We start from the raw sequence: 16832 nt of genomic DNA, 5'->3' as shown, positions 1-16832 counted from the left end.
TTTGTTACAAGTAAATGCTAATCTGCAGCCCCCTTCTTCCGCTGCCGTTGGCCCCCGATGTCTGAGTCCGCACCGTTGCTGTTGCGTCACCACCGTCCGTTCATCGCGTTCTGGCTTGCGCGGGTCTTCACCGCCAGTGGCTTCCAGATGCTCACCGTGGCCATCGGCTGGCACCTCTACCAGCTCACCGGCAACGTCCTGGACCTGGGCCTGGTCGGCCTGGTCGAATTCGCCCCACGGGTGCTGTTCATGCTGCACACCGGGCATGTCGCCGACCGCTACGACCGGCGCAAGGTCGCCGCCCTGTGCCAGTGCCTGCAAGGGCTCATCGCCCTGGCCCTGGCGCTGGGCAGTGCCACCGACAGCGTCACCCGTGAACTGATCTTCGTGCTGGCCTTCCTGCTCGGTGCCACCCGCTCCTTCGAGATGCCTGCGACCCAGGCACTGCTGCCCAACGTGGTGCCGCCGGGGCTGTTCCCGCGCGCCGTCGCTGCGTCGGCGTCGGCGACCCAGGCAGCGACCATCGTCGCCCCGGCGGTCGGCGGCCTGCTCTACGCTTTCGGCAGCATCTGGGTGTATGGCCCGACGGTATTGCTGTACGCCATTGCCTGCCTGCTGATGCTCAGCCTCGACTCGCGCCAGCAGACACCCCAGCGCGGCCGTGCCAGCCTGGAGTCGCTGCTGGCCGGCATCCGCTTCATTCGCAGTCGCCCGGACATCCTCGGCGCCATCTCGCTGGACCTGTTCGCCGTGCTGCTCGGCGGTGCCACGGCGCTGCTGCCGGTGTTCGCGAAGGATATCCTGCTCACCGGCGCCTGGGGCCTGGGTCTGCTGCGCTCGGCCCCGGCGGTAGGTGCCTTGTTGATGTCGCTGTGGCTGGCGCGCTTCCCGGTAGAACGCAAGGTCGGCCGGACCATGTTCACCGCCGTCGGCGTGTTCGGCGTGGCGACCATCGCCTTTGGTCTGTCGACCTCGTTCTGGTTCTCGCTGGCGGTGCTGGTGGTACTGGGCGCGGCAGACATGATCAGCATGGTTATCCGCAGCGCCTTCGTGCAACTGGAGACACCCGATGAAATGCGCGGCCGGGTCAGCGCGGTGAACGGGCTGTTCATCGGTGCCTCGAATCAGCTCGGCGAGTTCGAATCCGGGGTCACTGCGCACTGGTTTGGCACAGTTCCGGCGGTGGTACTGGGTGGTGTGGGCACGCTGGTGGTCACCGGCGTGTGGATGAAGCTGTTCCCGACCCTGGCCAACCGCGACCGCATGCACACTCCGCAATAGTCTTCATGGGGCTGCCTGGCAGCCCTTTCGCGGCACCAGGCCGCGCCGACAGTGGGCGCCACGCCACAAAGACCAACAGCCATAGGCCCCCGCCCCCCATGCTGGTATGATGCGCGGCTTTTTTCCGCCCCCACAAAACCACGGCAACCGGTACGGTCTGTGCTTTGCTGATGGGGTCGAATACATTCACGGCGCCGCGGCGCCATGGGAGCAGGCATGCTGGAAAGGCTGTTTCAACTAAAAGCACACAACACCAACGTGCGCACCGAGATCCTCGCGGGCGTCACCACCTTCCTGGCGATGGCCTACATCCTGTTCGTCAACCCGAGCATCCTCGGCGAAACCGGCATGGACAAGGGCGCGATCTTCGTCGCCACGTGCCTTGCCGCCGCCATCGGCTCGGTCACCATGGGCCTGATCGCCAACTACCCGATCGCCCTCGCCCCGGGCATGGGCCTGAACGCCTTCTTCACCTACACCGTGGTCCTGCACATGGGCCACACCTGGCAGGTGGCACTGGGTGCGGTATTCCTCTCGGCGGTGCTGTTCTTCCTGCTGTCGATCTTCCGCATCCGTGAGTGGATCGTGAACAGCATCCCGCTGCCGCTGCGCTCGGCGATCGCCGCCGGTATCGGCCTGTTCCTGGCACTCATCGCCCTGCACAATGCGGGCATCGTCGTCGATAACCCAGCCACCCTGGTCGGCCTGGGCGACCTCAAGCAGCCTGCACCGATCCTGGCCACCCTCGGCTTCTTCCTCATCGTCGGCCTCGAGTCGCTGAAAGTGCGCGGCGCCGTGCTGATCGGCATCCTCGCCGTGACGGTGGTGTCGATCCTGGTGGGTGCCAGCCAATTCGGCGGCATCGTTTCCATGCCGCCATCGCTGGCCCCGACCTTCCTGCAACTGGACATCAAGGGCGCGCTGGACGTCGGGCTGATCAGCGTGATCTTCGCCTTCCTGTTCGTCGACCTGTTCGACAACTCCGGCACCCTGATCGGCGTGGCCAAGCGCGCCGGCCTGATGGGCAAGGACGGCCACATGCCGAAGATGGGCCGTGCGCTGATCGCTGACAGCACCGCAGCCATGGCCGGCTCGCTGCTGGGCACCTCGACCACCACCAGCTATATCGAATCGGCTGCCGGCGTAAGTGCCGGCGGACGCACCGGCCTGACCGCCATCGTGGTAGCCGTGCTGTTCCTGCTGGCGCTGTTCTTCGCGCCGCTGGCCGGTAGCGTGCCGGCCTACGCCACCGCGCCGGCACTGCTGTTCGTTGCCGTGCTGATGGCCTCGGGCCTGGCCGAGATCAACTGGGACGACGTCACCGAGGCCGCGCCGGTAGTGGTCACCGCCCTGGCCATGCCGTTGACCTATTCGATCGCCAACGGCATCGCCTTCGGCTTCATCGCCTGGACCGCCATCAAGCTGATCTCCGGTCGTCATCGCGACCTGAACCCGGCCCTGGTGATCCTGTCCATTCTGTTCGTCATCAAGCTGGGCTGGTTCAACGCATGAGTGCCGTCTTCGACCCTTCGCAATACACGACCCAACTGCAGGCCAAGGTCGAGCGCCTGCGCGAGCTGCTGGCGCCCTTCGATGCACCGCAACCTGCCGTGTTCGAGTCGCCGCGCGAGCACTATCGCCTGCGCGCAGAGTTCCGTCTGTGGCGCGAAGAGGGTCAACGCCACTACGCGATGTTCGCCCCGGGCGAGAAGCACAAGGCAATTCTGATCGACGACTTCCCCATCGCCAGCCAGCGCATCAATGAACTGATGCCCCGTCTCAAGGCCGCCTGGCAGGGCAACGAAGACCTGAGCAATCGTCTGTTCCAGGTCGAGTTCCTGACCACACTGGCCGGCGATGCCATGGTCACCCTGTGCTATCACCGCCCGCTCGACGAGGCCTGGGAAGCTGCCGCGCAGCAACTGGCCGCACAACTGGGCGTCAGCGTGATCGGTCGTTCCAAAGGCAAGCGCGTGGTGATCGGCCGTGACTATGCCGTGGAGAAACTCGACATCGCCGGCCGCACCTTCAGCTACCGCCAGCCTGAAGGCGCCTTCACCCAGCCCAACGGGGCAGTGAACCAGAAGATGTTGGGCTGGGCCTGCGAGGCGATGGGCGAGCGCAGCGACGACCTGCTGGAGCTGTACTGCGGCAACGGCAACTTCACCCTGCCCCTGGCCACCCGCGCGCGCCAGGTGCTGGCCACCGAGATCAGCAAGACCTCGGTCAACGCCGCCCTGCACAACCTCGACGAAAACGGCATCGACAACGTGCGCCTGGTACGCCTGTCGGCCGAGGAACTGACCGAGGCGCTGAACGAGGTCCGCCCATTCCGTCGCCTGGAAGGCATCGACCTGAAAAGCTACGACTTCGGCACCGTGTTCGTCGACCCGCCACGCGCCGGCATGGACCCGGACACCTGCGAGCTGACCCGGCGTTTCGAGCGGATCCTGTACATCTCCTGCAACCCCGAGACGCTGGCGCAGAACATCGCTCAACTGCACGATACCCACCGTATCGAACGCTGCGCGCTGTTCGATCAGTTCCCCTACACCCACCACATGGAAAGCGGGGTCCTGCTGGTGCGGCGCTGATCGATGGATGGCCGGGGCCACCTGACAGGCCCCGGCATTCGTTCAGAAGTCGAAGAACACCGTCTCCCCTTCCCCTTGAATACGGATATCGAAGCGATACGCCGTCTTCCCGTCCACCTCGCAGCGCTTGGCGATCAGCGTCTCGCGCCGCTGCGGCTGCTCGATCAGGTTGAGCACCGGGCACTTGGCGTTGGCCTCGGCCTCGTCATCGAAATACAAACGGGTGTGCAGGTGGATGTTGATCCCCCGGGCGAACAGGCTGATGTTGATGTGCGGTGCCATCGGCACCCCGGCAGCATTGTTCACCACGCCTGGCTTGACCGTGTGCAAGGTCCATTCACCTGCATCGAAGGTGGTGGCGGTCCGGCCGAAGCTGTTGAAGGTGTTCTCCAGGTTGAACATGTCCTGGTAGTGGCCGTTGGCGTCGGCCTGCCACACCTCGAGGAAGGAATCACGCACCAGATGGCCATTGCCATCGTACACCTGGCCGATCAGCAGGATGTGCTCGCCCGGAGCCTCCGGGCGGGCCAGGCGGTTCCAGATTTCCTGGTCGCGGGTCGGGTTACCGGCAGCTTCCAGGGCCAGGCCGATGTGCACATAGGGGCCGGCGGTCTGCGAGGGGGTCTCCGGCAGCAGTTCGATAGGCATGACGGGTCTCCTCAGCGATTCTCGAAGTGGGTCTGGCGCTGGCCACGCAGCACGATGTCGAAGCGATAGGCCAGGCAGTCCATCGGGTTGGCGTGGCTCATGTCGAGCCGGGCGATCAGGCGCTGCACCGCGTCCGGGTTGGCGATCGACTTGACGATCGGGCACATCGGAATCAGCGGATCACCTTCGAAATACAGTTGGGTGATCAGCTTGGTGGCAATCGAAGGGCCGCTGATGGAGAAGTGGATGTGCGCCGGACGCCAGTCGTTGGGGCCGTTGCGCCAGGGATAGGGGCCGGGCTTGATGGTGCGGAAGCTGTAGTAGCCGTCACGGTCGGTCAGGCAGCGACCGACGCCACCGAAGTTGGGATCGAGCGGGGCCAGGTAGCGGTCGTTCTTGTGGCGGTAGCGACCACCGGCGTTGGCCTGCCACATCTCCACCAGGGTATTGGGCACCGGCTTGCCGTACTGGTCGACGACCCGCCCGGCAACGATGATGCGCTCACCGATCGGCAGGCCACCGTTGTTGAAGTTCAGCAACAGGTCATGGTCATGCTCGCCGAAGCGCAGGTGGGAAAAATCAGGGCCGGTGCTTTCGCTTACCGACTGGGCAATGCTCACCAGCGCCTGGCGCGGCGAGCGGGCGATGGATGTCTTGTAATCAGGCGTGAGGGCCTTGGGGTGCCAGTTGCGATCACGGATCACGAAGCGGCTGGTGTCCTGAGCGGGCATGCCGTTTTCCTCTCTTGGAATTGTTCGAACCACCTGTGCGTGGCAGGCGGACTTGCAGTTTCCGGCAGGTCGCGCAGGGCGAAAATTGAAAACATGGGCGCCAGACATAACCATTTGGTTATGCAACTTTTCGTCAGACGACCTGATCTGAAGCGCTGGACTATTCTGGATGGACTGCGGTGCTGGCTGCGCAGAGCGCACGGCCCTTCAACCAGGCACGACCTTCACAGCGGAGAACTTCTATGGATTGGCGAAAAGGCCGACGCAGCGACAATGTGGTGGATGCACGCGGCGAAGGCGGTGGCGGCGGGATGCGCTTCGGCGGTGGCAAGGGCCTGGGGCTGGGTGCCGTGCTGCTGATCATCGGCATCGGCTGGATCACCGGCCAGGATCCGCTGCAGATCCTCGGCCAGCTCGCCGGCCAGATGGAGCAACAGCAGGCAGCGCCCAGCGGCGCTGGCAAGGCACCGCCAGCCAATGACCAACAGGCCGAGTTCGTCGCCTCGATCCTGGGCGACACCGAAGATACCTGGAAAGCCCTGTTCGCCCAGGCCGGCAAGCAATACCGCGACCCCAAGCTGGTGCTGTTCAGCGGCCAGGTCAACTCCGCGTGCGGCTTCGCCTCCTCGGCGGTCGGCCCCTTCTATTGCCCGGCTGATCAGCGGGTGTACCTGGACATGTCGTTCTTCCGCGAAATGGAAACCCGCTTCGCTGCCGCCGGCGACTTCGCCCAGGCCTACGTGATCGCCCACGAGATTGGCCACCACGTACAGACCCTGCTCGGCGTCTCGGCCAAGGTCGACGCCGCACGCCGCAGCGGCCAGCGCCTGGAGGGCGACAATGGCCTGCTGGTACGCCAGGAACTGCAGGCCGACTGCCTGGCCGGTGTCTGGGCATACCAGGCTCAGAAACGTCTCAACTGGCTGGAGCCCGGCGATGTCGAAGAGGCACTCAACGCCGCCAACGCCATCGGCGACGACCGCCTCCAGCAACAGGGGCAAGGGCGCGTGGTGCCCGACTCCTTCACCCATGGCACCTCGGCGCAGCGGGTACGCTGGTTCAAGGCTGGCTTCGGCAGTGGCGACCTCAACCGCTGCGATACCTTCAACGCACACAACCTGTAACGCCCTGCTGCAACGGGCGTTGCAGAGCCTCTCCAGAACGCAATACGACCAATGGGTCATTTTTCTGCTGATAAACGTTTCAGCCGCAGCCGATTCGGCCGATAACCCCGTGGACCCATCAGCTGGCCCCTACAAGAACAACGCCCGGCGACGTGAGATTTTGCAAGACACATTTTCTGGAGAGCGTGCATGAACAGATGGTTTGCCGACAAGAGCGTGAACCTCAAACTCGGGCTGGGCTTCGGCCTGGTCCTGGTATTGACCGGCCTGCTGGCCCTGGCCAGTTGGACCAGCCTGGGGAGCCTCATCAATCGCAGCAACTGGATGAGCGACATTACCCGCCTCAATACTGACCTGACCAATCTGCGCGTGGCGCGCCTGCAATACATGATCGCCAACGGCGACGACGCCGCCGCCGCCAACACGCTGGCGAAGCTGGAAACCTTCAGCGCCCAGCAGCAGCACCTGGAAAGCACCTTCAAGAGCCCCGAGAACCTCAAGCTGCTGCGTGAGCTGGGCAAGATCATCGCCGACTATCGCATCTCGCTCGACAAGATGCGCGCAGGCTACAAGATCACCCTTGCGGCCCGTGAAACCCTCGACCAGAACGCGACCAAGGCGATCCAGTTGATCGAAACGATCAGCAAGGATGTCCTGGCCCGTGACGAAAGCGATGCGACCCGCTTGCAGCAATACCTGGTAATCAGCAAGGCCCGCCAGCAGCTGACCCAGTTGCGCCTGGACGTACGCAGCTATGTGGCAGCGCCAAGCGACGTCGCCGAGCAAGCGGTGCTGCGCCAACTGCAGCAGACCTTCACCGAAATCGACGGCCTCAAGCGCCAGCTGACCAGCGATGGCGCTGCCATCGAGCAGTTCGAAGGCGCAGTGCGTGCCTATGGCGAGTCGGTTCGCCAGCTCAGCGCCTCGACAGCCCAGATCGCTGTGTCCCGCCAGGAAATGACCGTGCAGGGCGGCGACATCGTCAAGCTCAGCGACGACCTGTACAAGATCCAGCTCGAACGTCGTGACATCGAAAGTGCCGAGGCCCGCACCCTGCAGATCGGCGCGACGCTGCTGGCCCTGCTCATCGGCGTACTCGCCGCCGTGATCATCACCCGCCAGATCACCCGCCCGCTGCGCGAGACCCTCGCCGTGGTGGAGAAGATCGCCGGTGGCGACCTGACCCACAACCTGCAGGTCACCCGCCGCGACGAACTGGGCGTGCTGCAGCAAGGCATTGCGCGCATGGGTACGACCCTGCGCGACCTCATCAGCGGCATCCGTGACGGTGTTACCCAGATCGCCAGTGCGGCCGAGGAGCTGTCGGCGGTGACCGAGCAGACCAGCGCCGGCGCCAACAGCCAGAAGGTCGAGACCGACCAGGTCGCCACCGCCATGCACGAAATGGCCGCCACCGTGCAGGAAGTCGCGCGCAACGCCGAACAGGCGTCGCTTGCAGCAACCAACGCCGACGGCGAAGCCCGTGCCGGTGACAAAGTGGTGGGCGAGGCGATCAACCAGATCGAGCGCCTGGCCGCCGAGGTCAACCGCTCCACCGAAGCGATGAATCTGCTGCAACAGGAAAGCCAGAAGATCGGCAGTGTCATGGACGTGATCAAGTCGGTGGCCGAGCAGACCAACCTGTTGGCGCTCAACGCCGCCATCGAAGCGGCTCGTGCCGGTGAGGCGGGACGTGGGTTCGCCGTGGTCGCCGACGAAGTGCGTGGCCTGGCGCAGCGCACGCAGAAGTCCACCGAAGAGATCGAAGAGCTGGTCGCCAGCCTGCAGAACGGCACACAGCAGGTGGCCAACGCCATGCTCGGCAGCCGCACCCTGACCGACAGCAGCGTGGAACTGGCACGCAAGGCCGGCGCGTCGCTGGAGAACATCACCAGTACCGTGTCGGGCATCCAATCGATGAACCAGCAAATCGCCGCCGCCGCAGAGCAGCAGAGTGCCGTGGCCGAAGAGATCAGCCGCAGCATCCTCAACGTACGCGATGTGTCCGAGCAGACCGCCGCCGCGAGCGACGAGACAGCCGCCTCCAGCGTCGAGCTGGCGCGCCTGGGTGGACAGTTGCAAACCCTGGTCAGCCATTTCCGCGTCTGACCACGCCTTCCGGGGCCGCGTCGCGGCCCCAATCCCTCCCCCAAAAAATCTGCTGAACGGCGTTTCAGCTCCTGCAAACATTGCCGATATCTCTTCTGCGGCAACGGAGGGCCCATCACAAAAACAAATGCCGTGTGACGGGAAATCCCGCGAGCAGGCGCTTTCCCCCGGGGAACCTCCATGAGCAACTGGTTTGCCAACATCAGCGTCAAACTCAAACTGATGCTGGGCTTCGGCCTGGTCCTTCTACTCACCACTGCACTGGCCTTGACCGGCTGGAACAGCCTGGAAAACCTCGTCGCACGCAGCAACTCGATGGGGCAGATCACCCAGTTCAACACGCACCTGAACAACCTGCGGGTGGCGCGTCTGCAATACATGCTCGCCGATGGCGACGAGAGCGCCGCCGCCACCGTGCAGGCCCGCCTGGACACCTTCGAACAGCACAAGCAGGAACTGCTCGCCAGCTTCGACCATCCCCAGAGCCTGCAACTGCTGCGCGAACAGGCCAGCTACATCGACCAGTACCGCGCCTCGCTGGACAAGATGCGCCAGGGCTACCGCGCCATCGCCAGCAAACCCGACGCCGAGCAGCCGGTACGCGACGCCCGGGCGGCGATCGCCACGGCACGCCAGGAAATGATCGAGGAGCAGGCGCAGATCACCAAGCGCAGCGACGAGCTGTACAAGATCGAACTTGGCAGACGCGATGTCGATACCGCCCAGGCGCGCAACCTGCAACTGGGCGTGGCGCTGCTGGCGCTGGTGTTCGGCCTGCTCGGCGCCGTGGTCATCACCCGCCAGATCACCCGCCCCTTGCAGGAAACCCTCGAGGTGGTGAAGAAGATCGCCGAAGGTGACCTCACCGAGCGCCTGCACATCACCCGGCGTGACGAACTCGGTGCCCTGCAGCAGGGCATCGCGGGCATGGGCGACACCCTGCGTGCACTGATCACCGGTATCCGCGACGGCGTGACCCAGATCGCCAGCGCCGCCGAGGAACTGTCGGCGGTGACCGAGCAGACCAGTGCCGGGGTCAACAATCAGAAGGTCGAGACCGACCAGGTCGCCACCGCCATGCACGAGATGACGGCGACCGTACAGGAGGTCGCACGCAATGCCGAGCAGGCATCCCAGGCCGCCACCCAGGCCGACGGCGAGGCCCGTGCCGGCGACAGGGTGGTGAACGAGGCCATCGGCCAGATCGAACGCCTGGCCGCTGAAGTACAGCACTCCACCGAGGCGATGAACCTGCTGCAACAGGAAAGCCAGAAGATCGGCAGCGTCATGGACGTGATCAAGTCGGTGGCCCAGCAGACCAACCTGCTGGCACTGAATGCCGCCATCGAAGCGGCGCGTGCCGGTGAAGCCGGGCGCGGCTTTGCGGTGGTCGCCGATGAGGTCCGTGCCCTGGCCCAGCGCACGCAGAAATCCACCGAAGAGATCGAAGAGCTGGTCGCCAGCCTGCAAAACGGCACCCAGCGCGTGGCCACCGCCATGCAAGGCAGCAGCGGGCTGACCGACAGCAGCGTGGAACTGGCACGCAAGGCGGGCACCTCATTGGCCAGCATCACCCGTACCGTGTCGGGGATCCAGGCGATGAACCAGCAGATCGCAGCGGCAGCCGAGCAGCAGAGCGCCGTGGCCGACGAAATCGGCCGCAGCATCATGAATGTGCGCGATGTGTCGGAGCAAACGGCGGCAGCCAGCGAGGAAACAGCAGCGTCAAGCGTGGAGCTGGCGCGGTTGGGCGGGCAGTTGCAGACGATGGTCAGCCACTTCCGCGTCTGAGTCATGAACGGTGCCGTGCCATGGCCCCGGTCATACTGTGGCAGGGTGGTTCACCAGTTATCGTACTCTCGCAGCTCCGAGAACACCCTGTCGCCTGCCACTTTGCTCAGGCTGTAGGCAAACCAACCGCGAGGTGATTTCCGACGATTGAACCAAGGCGTGATGTCGTGCCTGAAATCAGCACCTGACGCAGGCAGAGGAAGATTGCGCTCCACCTCTAGCCCCAATGCATCGTCATAGCAGCTGATCTCCAGCTTGCCGCCGAAGGTCAGACCCACTGCCGGAATGAAGAACACACGCCTCCCGGCCTCCTGCAAAATGCGTGGCCGCACAAAGGCTGGAGTGCGAACGTCAGCCGTCTCGCGAATGCGAGACTCCATACGCACGCGACGTGGATTCGAGACAGCAATCACGCAGGGAGTGCGCTCGATACGGTAGCTGCAATGGGCGCTTTTACCCTGGCAACTGATCATCATGTTCGCCGGGAAAGGGACGAGGACCAGGCCATCTTGCAGATGGCTGGCCTGAATCACGACGGCGGGCAACTCATACAACCAGCCAGAAAAGATCGAGACGACGACCTTGTCACCAACGCTCATATGAGTGGTGGGGACACGAACGTTCAAGTTGTTGTGACGCTGGGCATGCACAAAAGCGTAGTCATACCAGGTCCGCGAGGCATTTCCAGGATAGCCAGGATGAGGGCGACTGCCCTCTAGCGTCGGCGCTTCGAGGTGGCATACGCCGGGCGGCAGCACCAGGAACTTCAAGGGTTGGGACACGCTCATCACGAAATCTCCACTGGCGAACAGACTAGGGTCGCCTGAGTTATAGAGAACGTGAGCAGGTCCAACAACTGACAGAAATAACAGGTATGCAAAGGGGCGAGCACAAGATGCCCTCGCCCCTTGTCAGGTTAGCGAACGATCAACCCCACCCCGCGCCCGCGCGGATCGGAAGCGGTCTCGAGCTTGTCGCCGGTGACCCGGATCGCCTGGATATCACCCATCTCCCAGCCTTGATCCTCGAGCACATAGCCCATTTTCTTCAGATCCTCCGCCACCTGTCCCTTGAGCGGTGCATAACTGTCGAAATAGATGGTGTCCTTGGGCAGCAACTGATGGTGCACGCGCTGGGCGGCCACGGCTTTTTCCAGCGGCATGCCATAGTCGTACAGGTTGTTCATCACCTGGAAGATCGAGGTGAAGATCCGCGAACCACCGGGCGTACCGACCACCAGGGTCAGCTTGCCGTCGCGGGTGACCAGGCTGGGGCTCATGGACGAGAGCATGCGCTTGCCCGGCTCGATGGCGTTGGCATCCCCACCCACCACGCCAAAGGCGTTGGCCGCTCCCGGCTTGGCGCTGAAATCGTCCATCTCGTCGTTGAGCAGGAAGCCCGCGCCCTTGACCACCACGCCGCTGCCATAGTCGAGGTTCAGGGTATAGGTGTTGCTCACCGCATTACCCTGCTTGTCGACAATGGAGAAGTGCGTGGTCTGGTGCGGCTCCAGGCCCGGCTTGACCTTGTCGGTGTCGGAGATCGCATTGGGGTTGACCTGCGCCGCGCGCTTGGCGAGGTAGTCCTTGGCCACCAGCTCCTTGACCGGCACCTTGGTGAAGGCCGGGTCGCCCAGGTAGTCGGCGCGGTCGGCGAACACGCGCTTCTCGATCTCGGCCAGCAGGTGGATGTACTTCGCCGAGTTGTGCTCGACCCCTTTGAAGTCGGCTGCGCGGTCTTCCTTGATGCCCAACAGCTGGGCCAGAGCGACGCCACCAGAGCTTGGCGGTGGCGCGGTATAGACCACATTGCCACGCCAGTCGATGGCGATCGGATCGCGCCACACGGCCTTGTAGTCCTTCAGGTCTTCCTTGGTGATCAGGCCCTTGTCGGCCTGCATCTGCGCCACCAGCAGGTCAGCGGTCTTGCCCTGATAGAACTCGCTGACGCCCTTGTCGGCGATGCGCTCCAAGGTCTTGGCCAGCTCGGGTTGCTTGAACAGCTCACCGACCTTCATGTTGCCGAAGTAGTCATTGAAGTTGGTGGCGGTCTTGAACAGGCCCTGGGCATCGTCGCGATATTGATATTGCTTCTGCGCGATCTTGAAGCCGTTCTGCGCGTAGCCGATGGCCGGGGTGAGCAGCTCGCTCCACTTGAGCTTGCCGAACTTCTGGTGCGCCTCCCACAGGCCCATCACCGTGCCGGGCACGCCAGCAGCGCGCACGCCAACCAGGCTGAGGTTTTCGATGACCTCGCCCTTGTCGTCCAGGTACATGTTGCGCGTGGCGGCCTTGGGCGCGACTTCACGGTAGTCGAGGAAGTACGGCTTGCCGTCGACGAACAGGGTCATGAACCCACCGCCGCCGATGTTGCCGGCTTCCGGGTAGGTGACCGCCAGGGTGAAGGCGGTGGCGACCGCAGCATCCACCGCGTTACCGCCCTTCTTGAGAATGTCGGCGGCTACCTGTGCGCCATATTGATCGGGCGCCGCCACCGCGCCACCTTCGAGTGTCACGGCATAGGCGGAAGAACAGCTCAGGATCGCGGCCCCGAGGGCCAGGGACTGGAACATGACGATACGCATGACACTTCCTTGGTGTTGTTTTTGTCGAGCACTCATTTAAGGCTCAACCGTTGCGACTAAGCAAACGGCACACAGGAAGGGAGGCGTCTTTGGGCAAATCTGTCGCGTTCAGGCAACTCAGCAGGCGTACATCGATAGCTTGCGCTGGATGAAATCGAGGAAGCACTGGATACGCAGCGCCAGTTGAGTATTGCGGTAGTAGACCGCGTGGATCGGCTGGCGATAGCCGTTGTTGGCCTCGGCCAGCACCACCTGCAGGCGGCCAGCGCGAATGTCTTCGTGGGTCATGAAATGCGACAGGCTGACGATGCCCTCACCGGCCAATGCCAGCTGACGCAGGGTCTCGCCGCTGGAGGCGAGGATCGCCGGGCGGATCGGCCAGCGATCGCCCTGAGCATGGCGCAACGGCCACTGATTGAGCGTTTCAGGTGCGCTGAACCCCAGCAGGCAGTGCGCACTGAGGTCTTCGACCTTCTGCGGTGTGCCGCGCCGGGCCAGGTAATCCGGGCTGGCAAGCACCTGCACGGGGCTGCACCCCAGCGAACGGGCGTGCAGGCTGGAGTCGGCCAGTTCACCGATGCGAATGGCCACGTCGGTGCTCTGTTCCAGCAGGTCGATGATCAGGTCATCGGTATTGAGCTCGAGCTCGATGCCGGGGTACTGGCGGCGAAACTCGCCGATCCACGGCAGGATGGCATGCAGCATGAACGGTGCGGCGGCGTTGATCCGCAAACGCCCGGACGGGGTCTGGCGATTCATCGACAGGCGCTCCTCCATGTCGTCCATCTGCTCGAGGATGGCCCGCGAACGCTCGAGGAAGAAACGCCCTTCCTCGGTCAGGTCCATGCGCCGGGTGGTGCGGTTGACCAGCGTGGTCCCAAGCTTGCCCTCCAGGCGCGACAGGGTGCGACTCACCGCCGACGGGGTCTGGCCCATCTGCTCGGCGGCGGCGGAGATCGAACCGCAGTCGATGACGGCGACGAATACCTGGAGTTCTTCGGATCGGGTTTTCACGCGGCGGCCTTGGGCTTGGGGTAGTGCTGATTGATAGCTGCTGGGCGATAACGGCGCAAGTGGCGCCGCGTCATCACTCGGCCTTGCCGAACACCTTGGCCAGGTGCGCTTCATACGCTGCCAGTGCTGCCGGCACATCCGGGCGCTTCATCACATCCACCGCCAGGAAGGTCGGCAGGCCGGTCATGCCAAGGAACTGATTGGCCTTGTGGAACGGGAAGTACACCGCATCCACACCTTTGCCTTCGAAGAAGTCGGTCGGATCGTCGAAGGCCTGCTGCGGTGCGTTCCAAGTCAATGAGAGCATGTACTGCTTGCCCTGGATCAGGCCGCCGCTGCCGTACTTCTGCGAGGCATCGGAACGGGTGCGGCCATCGTTGGCGTAAAGGCTGCCATGGCCTTCGGTGAAGACATCATCGATGTATTTCTTCACGGTCCAGGGCGCGCCCATCCACCAACCTGGCATCTGGTAGATGACCACGTCCGCCCAGAGGAATTTCTGCACCTCTTCCTTGACGTCATAGCCACCGTCGATGAAGGTCTGCTGCACATCGAAACCGGCGCGGTCCAGATAGGCCAGGGCGGCCTCGTGCAGGGTGCGGTTCAGGCGGCCGTCGGAATGAGCGAACTGTTTGCCGCCGTTGAGCAGAAGAATCTTTTTCATGGTGAGCCTCGCAGGTCTGGGTCGGCCCGAGGCAAGTACGCCTGCCGACCGAGTCAAAAGTGATGGCGGCAGATTAGGCAGTCGCGAGCGCAGGAAAAAGCCGGGTGGCGGCAAAATACATTTGCCTTCAAGTCACGAATATACATCTGATTATTGCAATACAATCTGCTCACTTTCCCCCGCACAGGCCATCGCCATGAGTGAGCAGTTCGCTTTCATCCTCAAAGCCAAGACCCGCCCTGAAAAGGCCGAAGCCTTCGAAACCCTGTTCCGCGCCTACGTCGAACCGAGCCGCCAGGAGCCCGGCTGCATCGAGTACCACATGCTGCGTGACAAGGAAGATCCGAGCCTGTTCGTGTTCTACGAGGTCTGGGCCGACAAGGCCGCCCTCGACGTGCACTCGGCGCTGCCGCACATGGCTGCGTTCTTCGAGAAGCGCATGGATTATCTGGAGCGCGACTTCGATATCCAGATGATCGAAATGCTCAGCCCTTCTTCCGCTAGCCGTTGATCAACAGGTGCCCGCCGAGCAGCGCCAGGCCGATGAAAAAGCAGCGCTTGAACAGCGCGGCGCTGATGCGCTGACGCAGCCAGGTGCCGGCGAACATGCCGAGCAGGGCGGGCACCAGCATCAGCAATGACGCACCCAGGGCCGGGCCGTCGAGCGCATCCTGCCCGGCCAGGCCAAGCGCCAGGGCGAGGGTCGAGACCGTGAACGACAGCCCCATCGCCTGGACCAGCTCATCGCGATTCAGGCCCAAGCCCTGCAGGTAGGGCACACCGGGCATCACGAACACCCCGGTCGCTGCCGTCACCACACCGGTCAGCAGGCCGCACAGCGGCCCCAGCCACGATTCCCATTGCGGCGCGACCCGCAAACCCGGCCCCACCAGCCCATACAACGCATACACCAGCAGTGCCCCGCCGAGCGCATGCGCCGCCCATGGGCCGCTGTCGATGCCAAGCCACAGGCTACCCAGCAGCGTACCCACGACGATCATCATCAACATGCCGCCCAGGCGCTTGAGCAGCCCGCGCAGGTGCCCGCCAGAGGCGAGCTGCCACAGGTTGGTGAGGGTAGAGGGCACGATCAGCAGCGCCGCTGCCTGCGCCGGAGGCATAGCCAGCCCGAGCATGCCCATGGCGATGGTCGGCATTCCCAGACCGATCACCCCCTTGACCGCACCGGCCAGGGCGAAGGTAAAGATAACCAGCAGCGAAAGCGCCAGCCCCATGTCTTGATACAACGCGATAAAGGTATTCATGACGCCATCCTGCACCCTCGGCGATGGGCTGAAAATCTGCCATATACTCAGCCAGACTCTTGCCAGGACAGAGGCACATGCATTTCGACCTGATCGACCTCAGCCTTTTCCGCCACACGCTCGAATGCGGCAACATCACCGCCGGTGCCCGCCGCAGCCATCTTTCGCTGCCTGCGGCCAGTGCGCGGATCCGCGCAATGGAAACCTCGCTGGGTATTGCCTTGCTCGAACGCAACCGCCGAGGGGTGCAGCCAACGCCTGCGGGCCAGGCGCTGTTGCAGCATGCGCGGCTGATCGCCCAGCAGGTCGAGCGGTTGCAGTACGACCTCGGCCAATATGCCCAAGGCCAACAGGGGCAGGTGCGCCTGCTGTGCAATACCGCGGCGCTGACCGAGTACCTGCCGGAGTTGCTGGCTGCATACCTGGTGGCGTTTCCCGGCGTCAGCGTCGACGTGCAGGAGCAACCGAGCCTGCGCATCGTGCAGGCGATCACCCAGGGGATTGCGGACCTGGGCATCATTTCCACCGCAGCACCGAGCGAGCACTTGCAGGTGCGGCCATTTCGGGAGGACCCGCTGGTGCTGATCATGCCCCTGGCCCATCCGCTGGCGGCAGAGCCGTCGCCGCGGTTCGTCGACAGCCTGGTACACGGTCATGTGGGATTGGCAGCGGACAGCGCCCTCGCCTTGCACCTGGAAGAACAAGCGCTACGCCTTGGGCGGCGGATGCAGGTGCGGGTGCGGGCCGAGGGTTTTGACGGTGTGATCCGCATGGTGGGCGGGGGTGCCGGGGTCGGCGTGGTGCCGTTGGCCTCGGTGAGACGCTGGGAGGGGGTGCTGCCCTTGCGCTGGGTCGCGCTGGAGGAAGACTGGGCCAATCGTCGGCTGCAGCTGTGCGCGCGGGATTTTGCCGGGTTGCCGGGGTATGCGGCGGCGCTGGTCGAGCGGCTTGGGCTTGAGGAGTGAGTTAGCCTGGGAGCGGGGGGGGGGGGGGGGGGGGGGGGGGGGGGGGGGGGGGGGGGGGGGGG

At 64.0% G+C, this 16832-nt stretch carries 15 protein-coding genes and 1 pseudogene; 9 read left to right on the top strand and 7 right to left on the bottom strand.

Annotation, left to right across the window (positions count from 1 at the left end; all coding sequences use genetic code 11):
• Window positions 1-57: 57 nt before the first annotated feature.
• The 3 genes from IAE40_RS19100 (at window position 58) to trmA (ending at window position 3875) form a co-directional block, all read left to right on the top strand.
• Window positions 58-1281, top strand: a complete 1224-nt coding sequence (locus tag IAE40_RS19100) for an MFS transporter (protein WP_063542712.1) — start codon at window positions 58-60, stop codon at window positions 1279-1281.
• A gap of 216 nt (window positions 1282-1497) precedes the next feature.
• Window positions 1498-2793: an NCS2 family permease gene (locus tag IAE40_RS19095; protein ID WP_054892635.1), complete on the top strand. Its 1296-nt coding sequence runs from the start codon at window positions 1498-1500 to the stop codon at window positions 2791-2793.
• Complete coding sequence (gene trmA, locus IAE40_RS19090; protein ID WP_054892636.1) at window positions 2790-3875, top strand: tRNA (uridine(54)-C5)-methyltransferase TrmA; 1086 nt, start codon at window positions 2790-2792, stop codon at window positions 3873-3875. The genes IAE40_RS19095 and trmA overlap by 4 nt, the downstream gene beginning before the upstream one ends.
• Window positions 3876-3917: 42 nt before the next feature.
• On the opposite strand, the gene pcaG is transcribed toward trmA, so the two are convergent.
• On the bottom strand, window positions 3918-4523 hold the full coding sequence (pcaG, locus tag IAE40_RS19085) for a protocatechuate 3,4-dioxygenase subunit alpha (RefSeq protein WP_065861563.1): 606 nt from the start codon (window positions 4521-4523) through the stop codon (window positions 3918-3920).
• Between the two features lie 11 nt (window positions 4524-4534).
• Window positions 4535-5254, bottom strand: coding sequence for a protocatechuate 3,4-dioxygenase subunit beta (gene pcaH / locus IAE40_RS19080; RefSeq protein ID WP_063542708.1), 720 nt, complete (start codon window positions 5252-5254; stop codon window positions 4535-4537).
• 242 nt (window positions 5255-5496) lie between these two features.
• Between pcaH and ypfJ the strand changes: the two genes are divergently transcribed.
• The 4 genes and pseudogenes from ypfJ to IAE40_RS19065 all read left to right on the top strand — a co-directional run bounded on the left by ypfJ (window position 5497) and on the right by IAE40_RS19065 (window position 10278).
• Window positions 5497-6378, top strand: coding sequence for a KPN_02809 family neutral zinc metallopeptidase (gene ypfJ / locus IAE40_RS19075; RefSeq protein WP_197892120.1), 882 nt, complete (start codon window positions 5497-5499; stop codon window positions 6376-6378).
• 189 nt (window positions 6379-6567) lie between these two features.
• The gene (locus tag IAE40_RS19070; protein WP_054892640.1) at window positions 6568-8487 is read left to right on the top strand and encodes a methyl-accepting chemotaxis protein; all 1920 of its coding nucleotides are present in this window, start codon (window positions 6568-6570) and stop codon (window positions 8485-8487) included.
• Window positions 8488-8667: 180 nt separating this feature from the next.
• Window positions 8668-9078 (top strand): annotated as a pseudogene (locus IAE40_RS26110) (methyl-accepting chemotaxis protein); the annotation flags it as partial.
• A gap of 144 nt (window positions 9079-9222) precedes the next feature.
• Window positions 9223-10278, top strand: coding sequence for a methyl-accepting chemotaxis protein (locus IAE40_RS19065; RefSeq protein ID WP_442798145.1), 1056 nt, complete (start codon window positions 9223-9225; stop codon window positions 10276-10278).
• Between the two features lie 50 nt (window positions 10279-10328).
• On the opposite strand, the gene IAE40_RS19060 is transcribed toward IAE40_RS19065, so the two are convergent.
• From IAE40_RS19060 to IAE40_RS19045, 4 genes are all read right to left on the bottom strand, one after another.
• Complete coding sequence (locus IAE40_RS19060) at window positions 10329-11066, bottom strand: hypothetical protein (protein WP_153774493.1); 738 nt, start codon at window positions 11064-11066, stop codon at window positions 10329-10331.
• A gap of 128 nt (window positions 11067-11194) precedes the next feature.
• The gene (gene ggt / locus IAE40_RS19055) at window positions 11195-12862 is read right to left on the bottom strand and encodes a gamma-glutamyltransferase (protein ID WP_125930824.1); all 1668 of its coding nucleotides are present in this window, start codon (window positions 12860-12862) and stop codon (window positions 11195-11197) included.
• A 117-nt stretch (window positions 12863-12979) separates the two neighbouring features.
• Window positions 12980-13876 carry a LysR family transcriptional regulator gene (locus IAE40_RS19050; protein WP_054892645.1) on the bottom strand — a complete coding sequence of 299 codons (897 nt, stop codon included), beginning with the start codon at window positions 13874-13876 and terminating at the stop codon, window positions 12980-12982.
• Between the two features lie 73 nt (window positions 13877-13949).
• On the bottom strand, window positions 13950-14540 hold the full coding sequence (locus IAE40_RS19045) for an NAD(P)H-dependent oxidoreductase (protein ID WP_063542698.1): 591 nt from the start codon (window positions 14538-14540) through the stop codon (window positions 13950-13952).
• 196 nt (window positions 14541-14736) lie between these two features.
• Here IAE40_RS19045 and IAE40_RS19040 point away from each other — a divergent pair, with 196 nt between their 5' ends.
• Complete coding sequence (locus IAE40_RS19040; RefSeq protein WP_065861559.1) at window positions 14737-15051, top strand: putative quinol monooxygenase; 315 nt, start codon at window positions 14737-14739, stop codon at window positions 15049-15051.
• On the opposite strand, the gene IAE40_RS19035 is transcribed toward IAE40_RS19040, so the two are convergent.
• The gene (locus IAE40_RS19035; RefSeq protein ID WP_197892113.1) at window positions 15041-15805 is read right to left on the bottom strand and encodes a sulfite exporter TauE/SafE family protein; all 765 of its coding nucleotides are present in this window, start codon (window positions 15803-15805) and stop codon (window positions 15041-15043) included. The genes IAE40_RS19040 and IAE40_RS19035 overlap by 11 nt on opposite strands.
• Window positions 15806-15882: 77 nt before the next feature.
• Here IAE40_RS19035 and IAE40_RS19030 point away from each other — a divergent pair, with 77 nt between their 5' ends.
• Window positions 15883-16770 (top strand): LysR family transcriptional regulator, encoded by an 888-nt coding sequence (locus IAE40_RS19030; RefSeq protein WP_200603696.1) that lies wholly within the window; start codon window positions 15883-15885, stop codon window positions 16768-16770.
• Window positions 16771-16832 lie beyond the last annotated feature (62 nt).

The sequence above is a fragment of the Pseudomonas sp. S44 genome, assembly GCF_016624805.1.
In the GTDB taxonomy this organism is placed as follows: Bacteria; Pseudomonadota; Gammaproteobacteria; order Pseudomonadales; family Pseudomonadaceae; genus Aquipseudomonas; species Aquipseudomonas machongensis.
Note: the sequence above shows the minus strand (reverse complement) of the source record. Positions and strands in the feature narration are given on the sequence as shown.

What these genes read in the sequence shown, in the direction of transcription:
- IAE40_RS19040 (WP_065861559.1), top strand. Translation starts at nt 14,737, where the DNA reads ATGAGTGAGCAGTTCGCTTTCATCCTCAAAGCCAAGACCCGCCCTGAA.
- IAE40_RS19035 (WP_197892113.1), bottom strand. Translation starts at nt 15,805, where the DNA reads ATGAATACCTTTATCGCGTTGTATCAAGACATGGGGCTGGCGCTTTCG.
- IAE40_RS19030 (WP_200603696.1), top strand. Translation starts at nt 15,883, where the DNA reads ATGCATTTCGACCTGATCGACCTCAGCCTTTTCCGCCACACGCTCGAA.
- trmA (WP_054892636.1), top strand. Translation starts at nt 2,790, where the DNA reads ATGAGTGCCGTCTTCGACCCTTCGCAATACACGACCCAACTGCAGGCC.
- IAE40_RS19100 (WP_063542712.1), top strand. Translation starts at nt 58, where the DNA reads ATGTCTGAGTCCGCACCGTTGCTGTTGCGTCACCACCGTCCGTTCATC.
- ggt (WP_125930824.1), bottom strand. Translation starts at nt 12,862, where the DNA reads ATGCGTATCGTCATGTTCCAGTCCCTGGCCCTCGGGGCCGCGATCCTG.
- pcaH (WP_063542708.1), bottom strand. Translation starts at nt 5,254, where the DNA reads ATGCCCGCTCAGGACACCAGCCGCTTCGTGATCCGTGATCGCAACTGG.
- IAE40_RS19070 (WP_054892640.1), top strand. Translation starts at nt 6,568, where the DNA reads ATGAACAGATGGTTTGCCGACAAGAGCGTGAACCTCAAACTCGGGCTG.
- pcaG (WP_065861563.1), bottom strand. Translation starts at nt 4,523, where the DNA reads ATGCCTATCGAACTGCTGCCGGAGACCCCCTCGCAGACCGCCGGCCCC.
- IAE40_RS19060 (WP_153774493.1), bottom strand. Translation starts at nt 11,066, where the DNA reads ATGAGCGTGTCCCAACCCTTGAAGTTCCTGGTGCTGCCGCCCGGCGTA.
- ypfJ (WP_197892120.1), top strand. Translation starts at nt 5,497, where the DNA reads ATGGATTGGCGAAAAGGCCGACGCAGCGACAATGTGGTGGATGCACGC.
- IAE40_RS19095 (WP_054892635.1), top strand. Translation starts at nt 1,498, where the DNA reads ATGCTGGAAAGGCTGTTTCAACTAAAAGCACACAACACCAACGTGCGC.
- IAE40_RS19045 (WP_063542698.1), bottom strand. Translation starts at nt 14,540, where the DNA reads ATGAAAAAGATTCTTCTGCTCAACGGCGGCAAACAGTTCGCTCATTCC.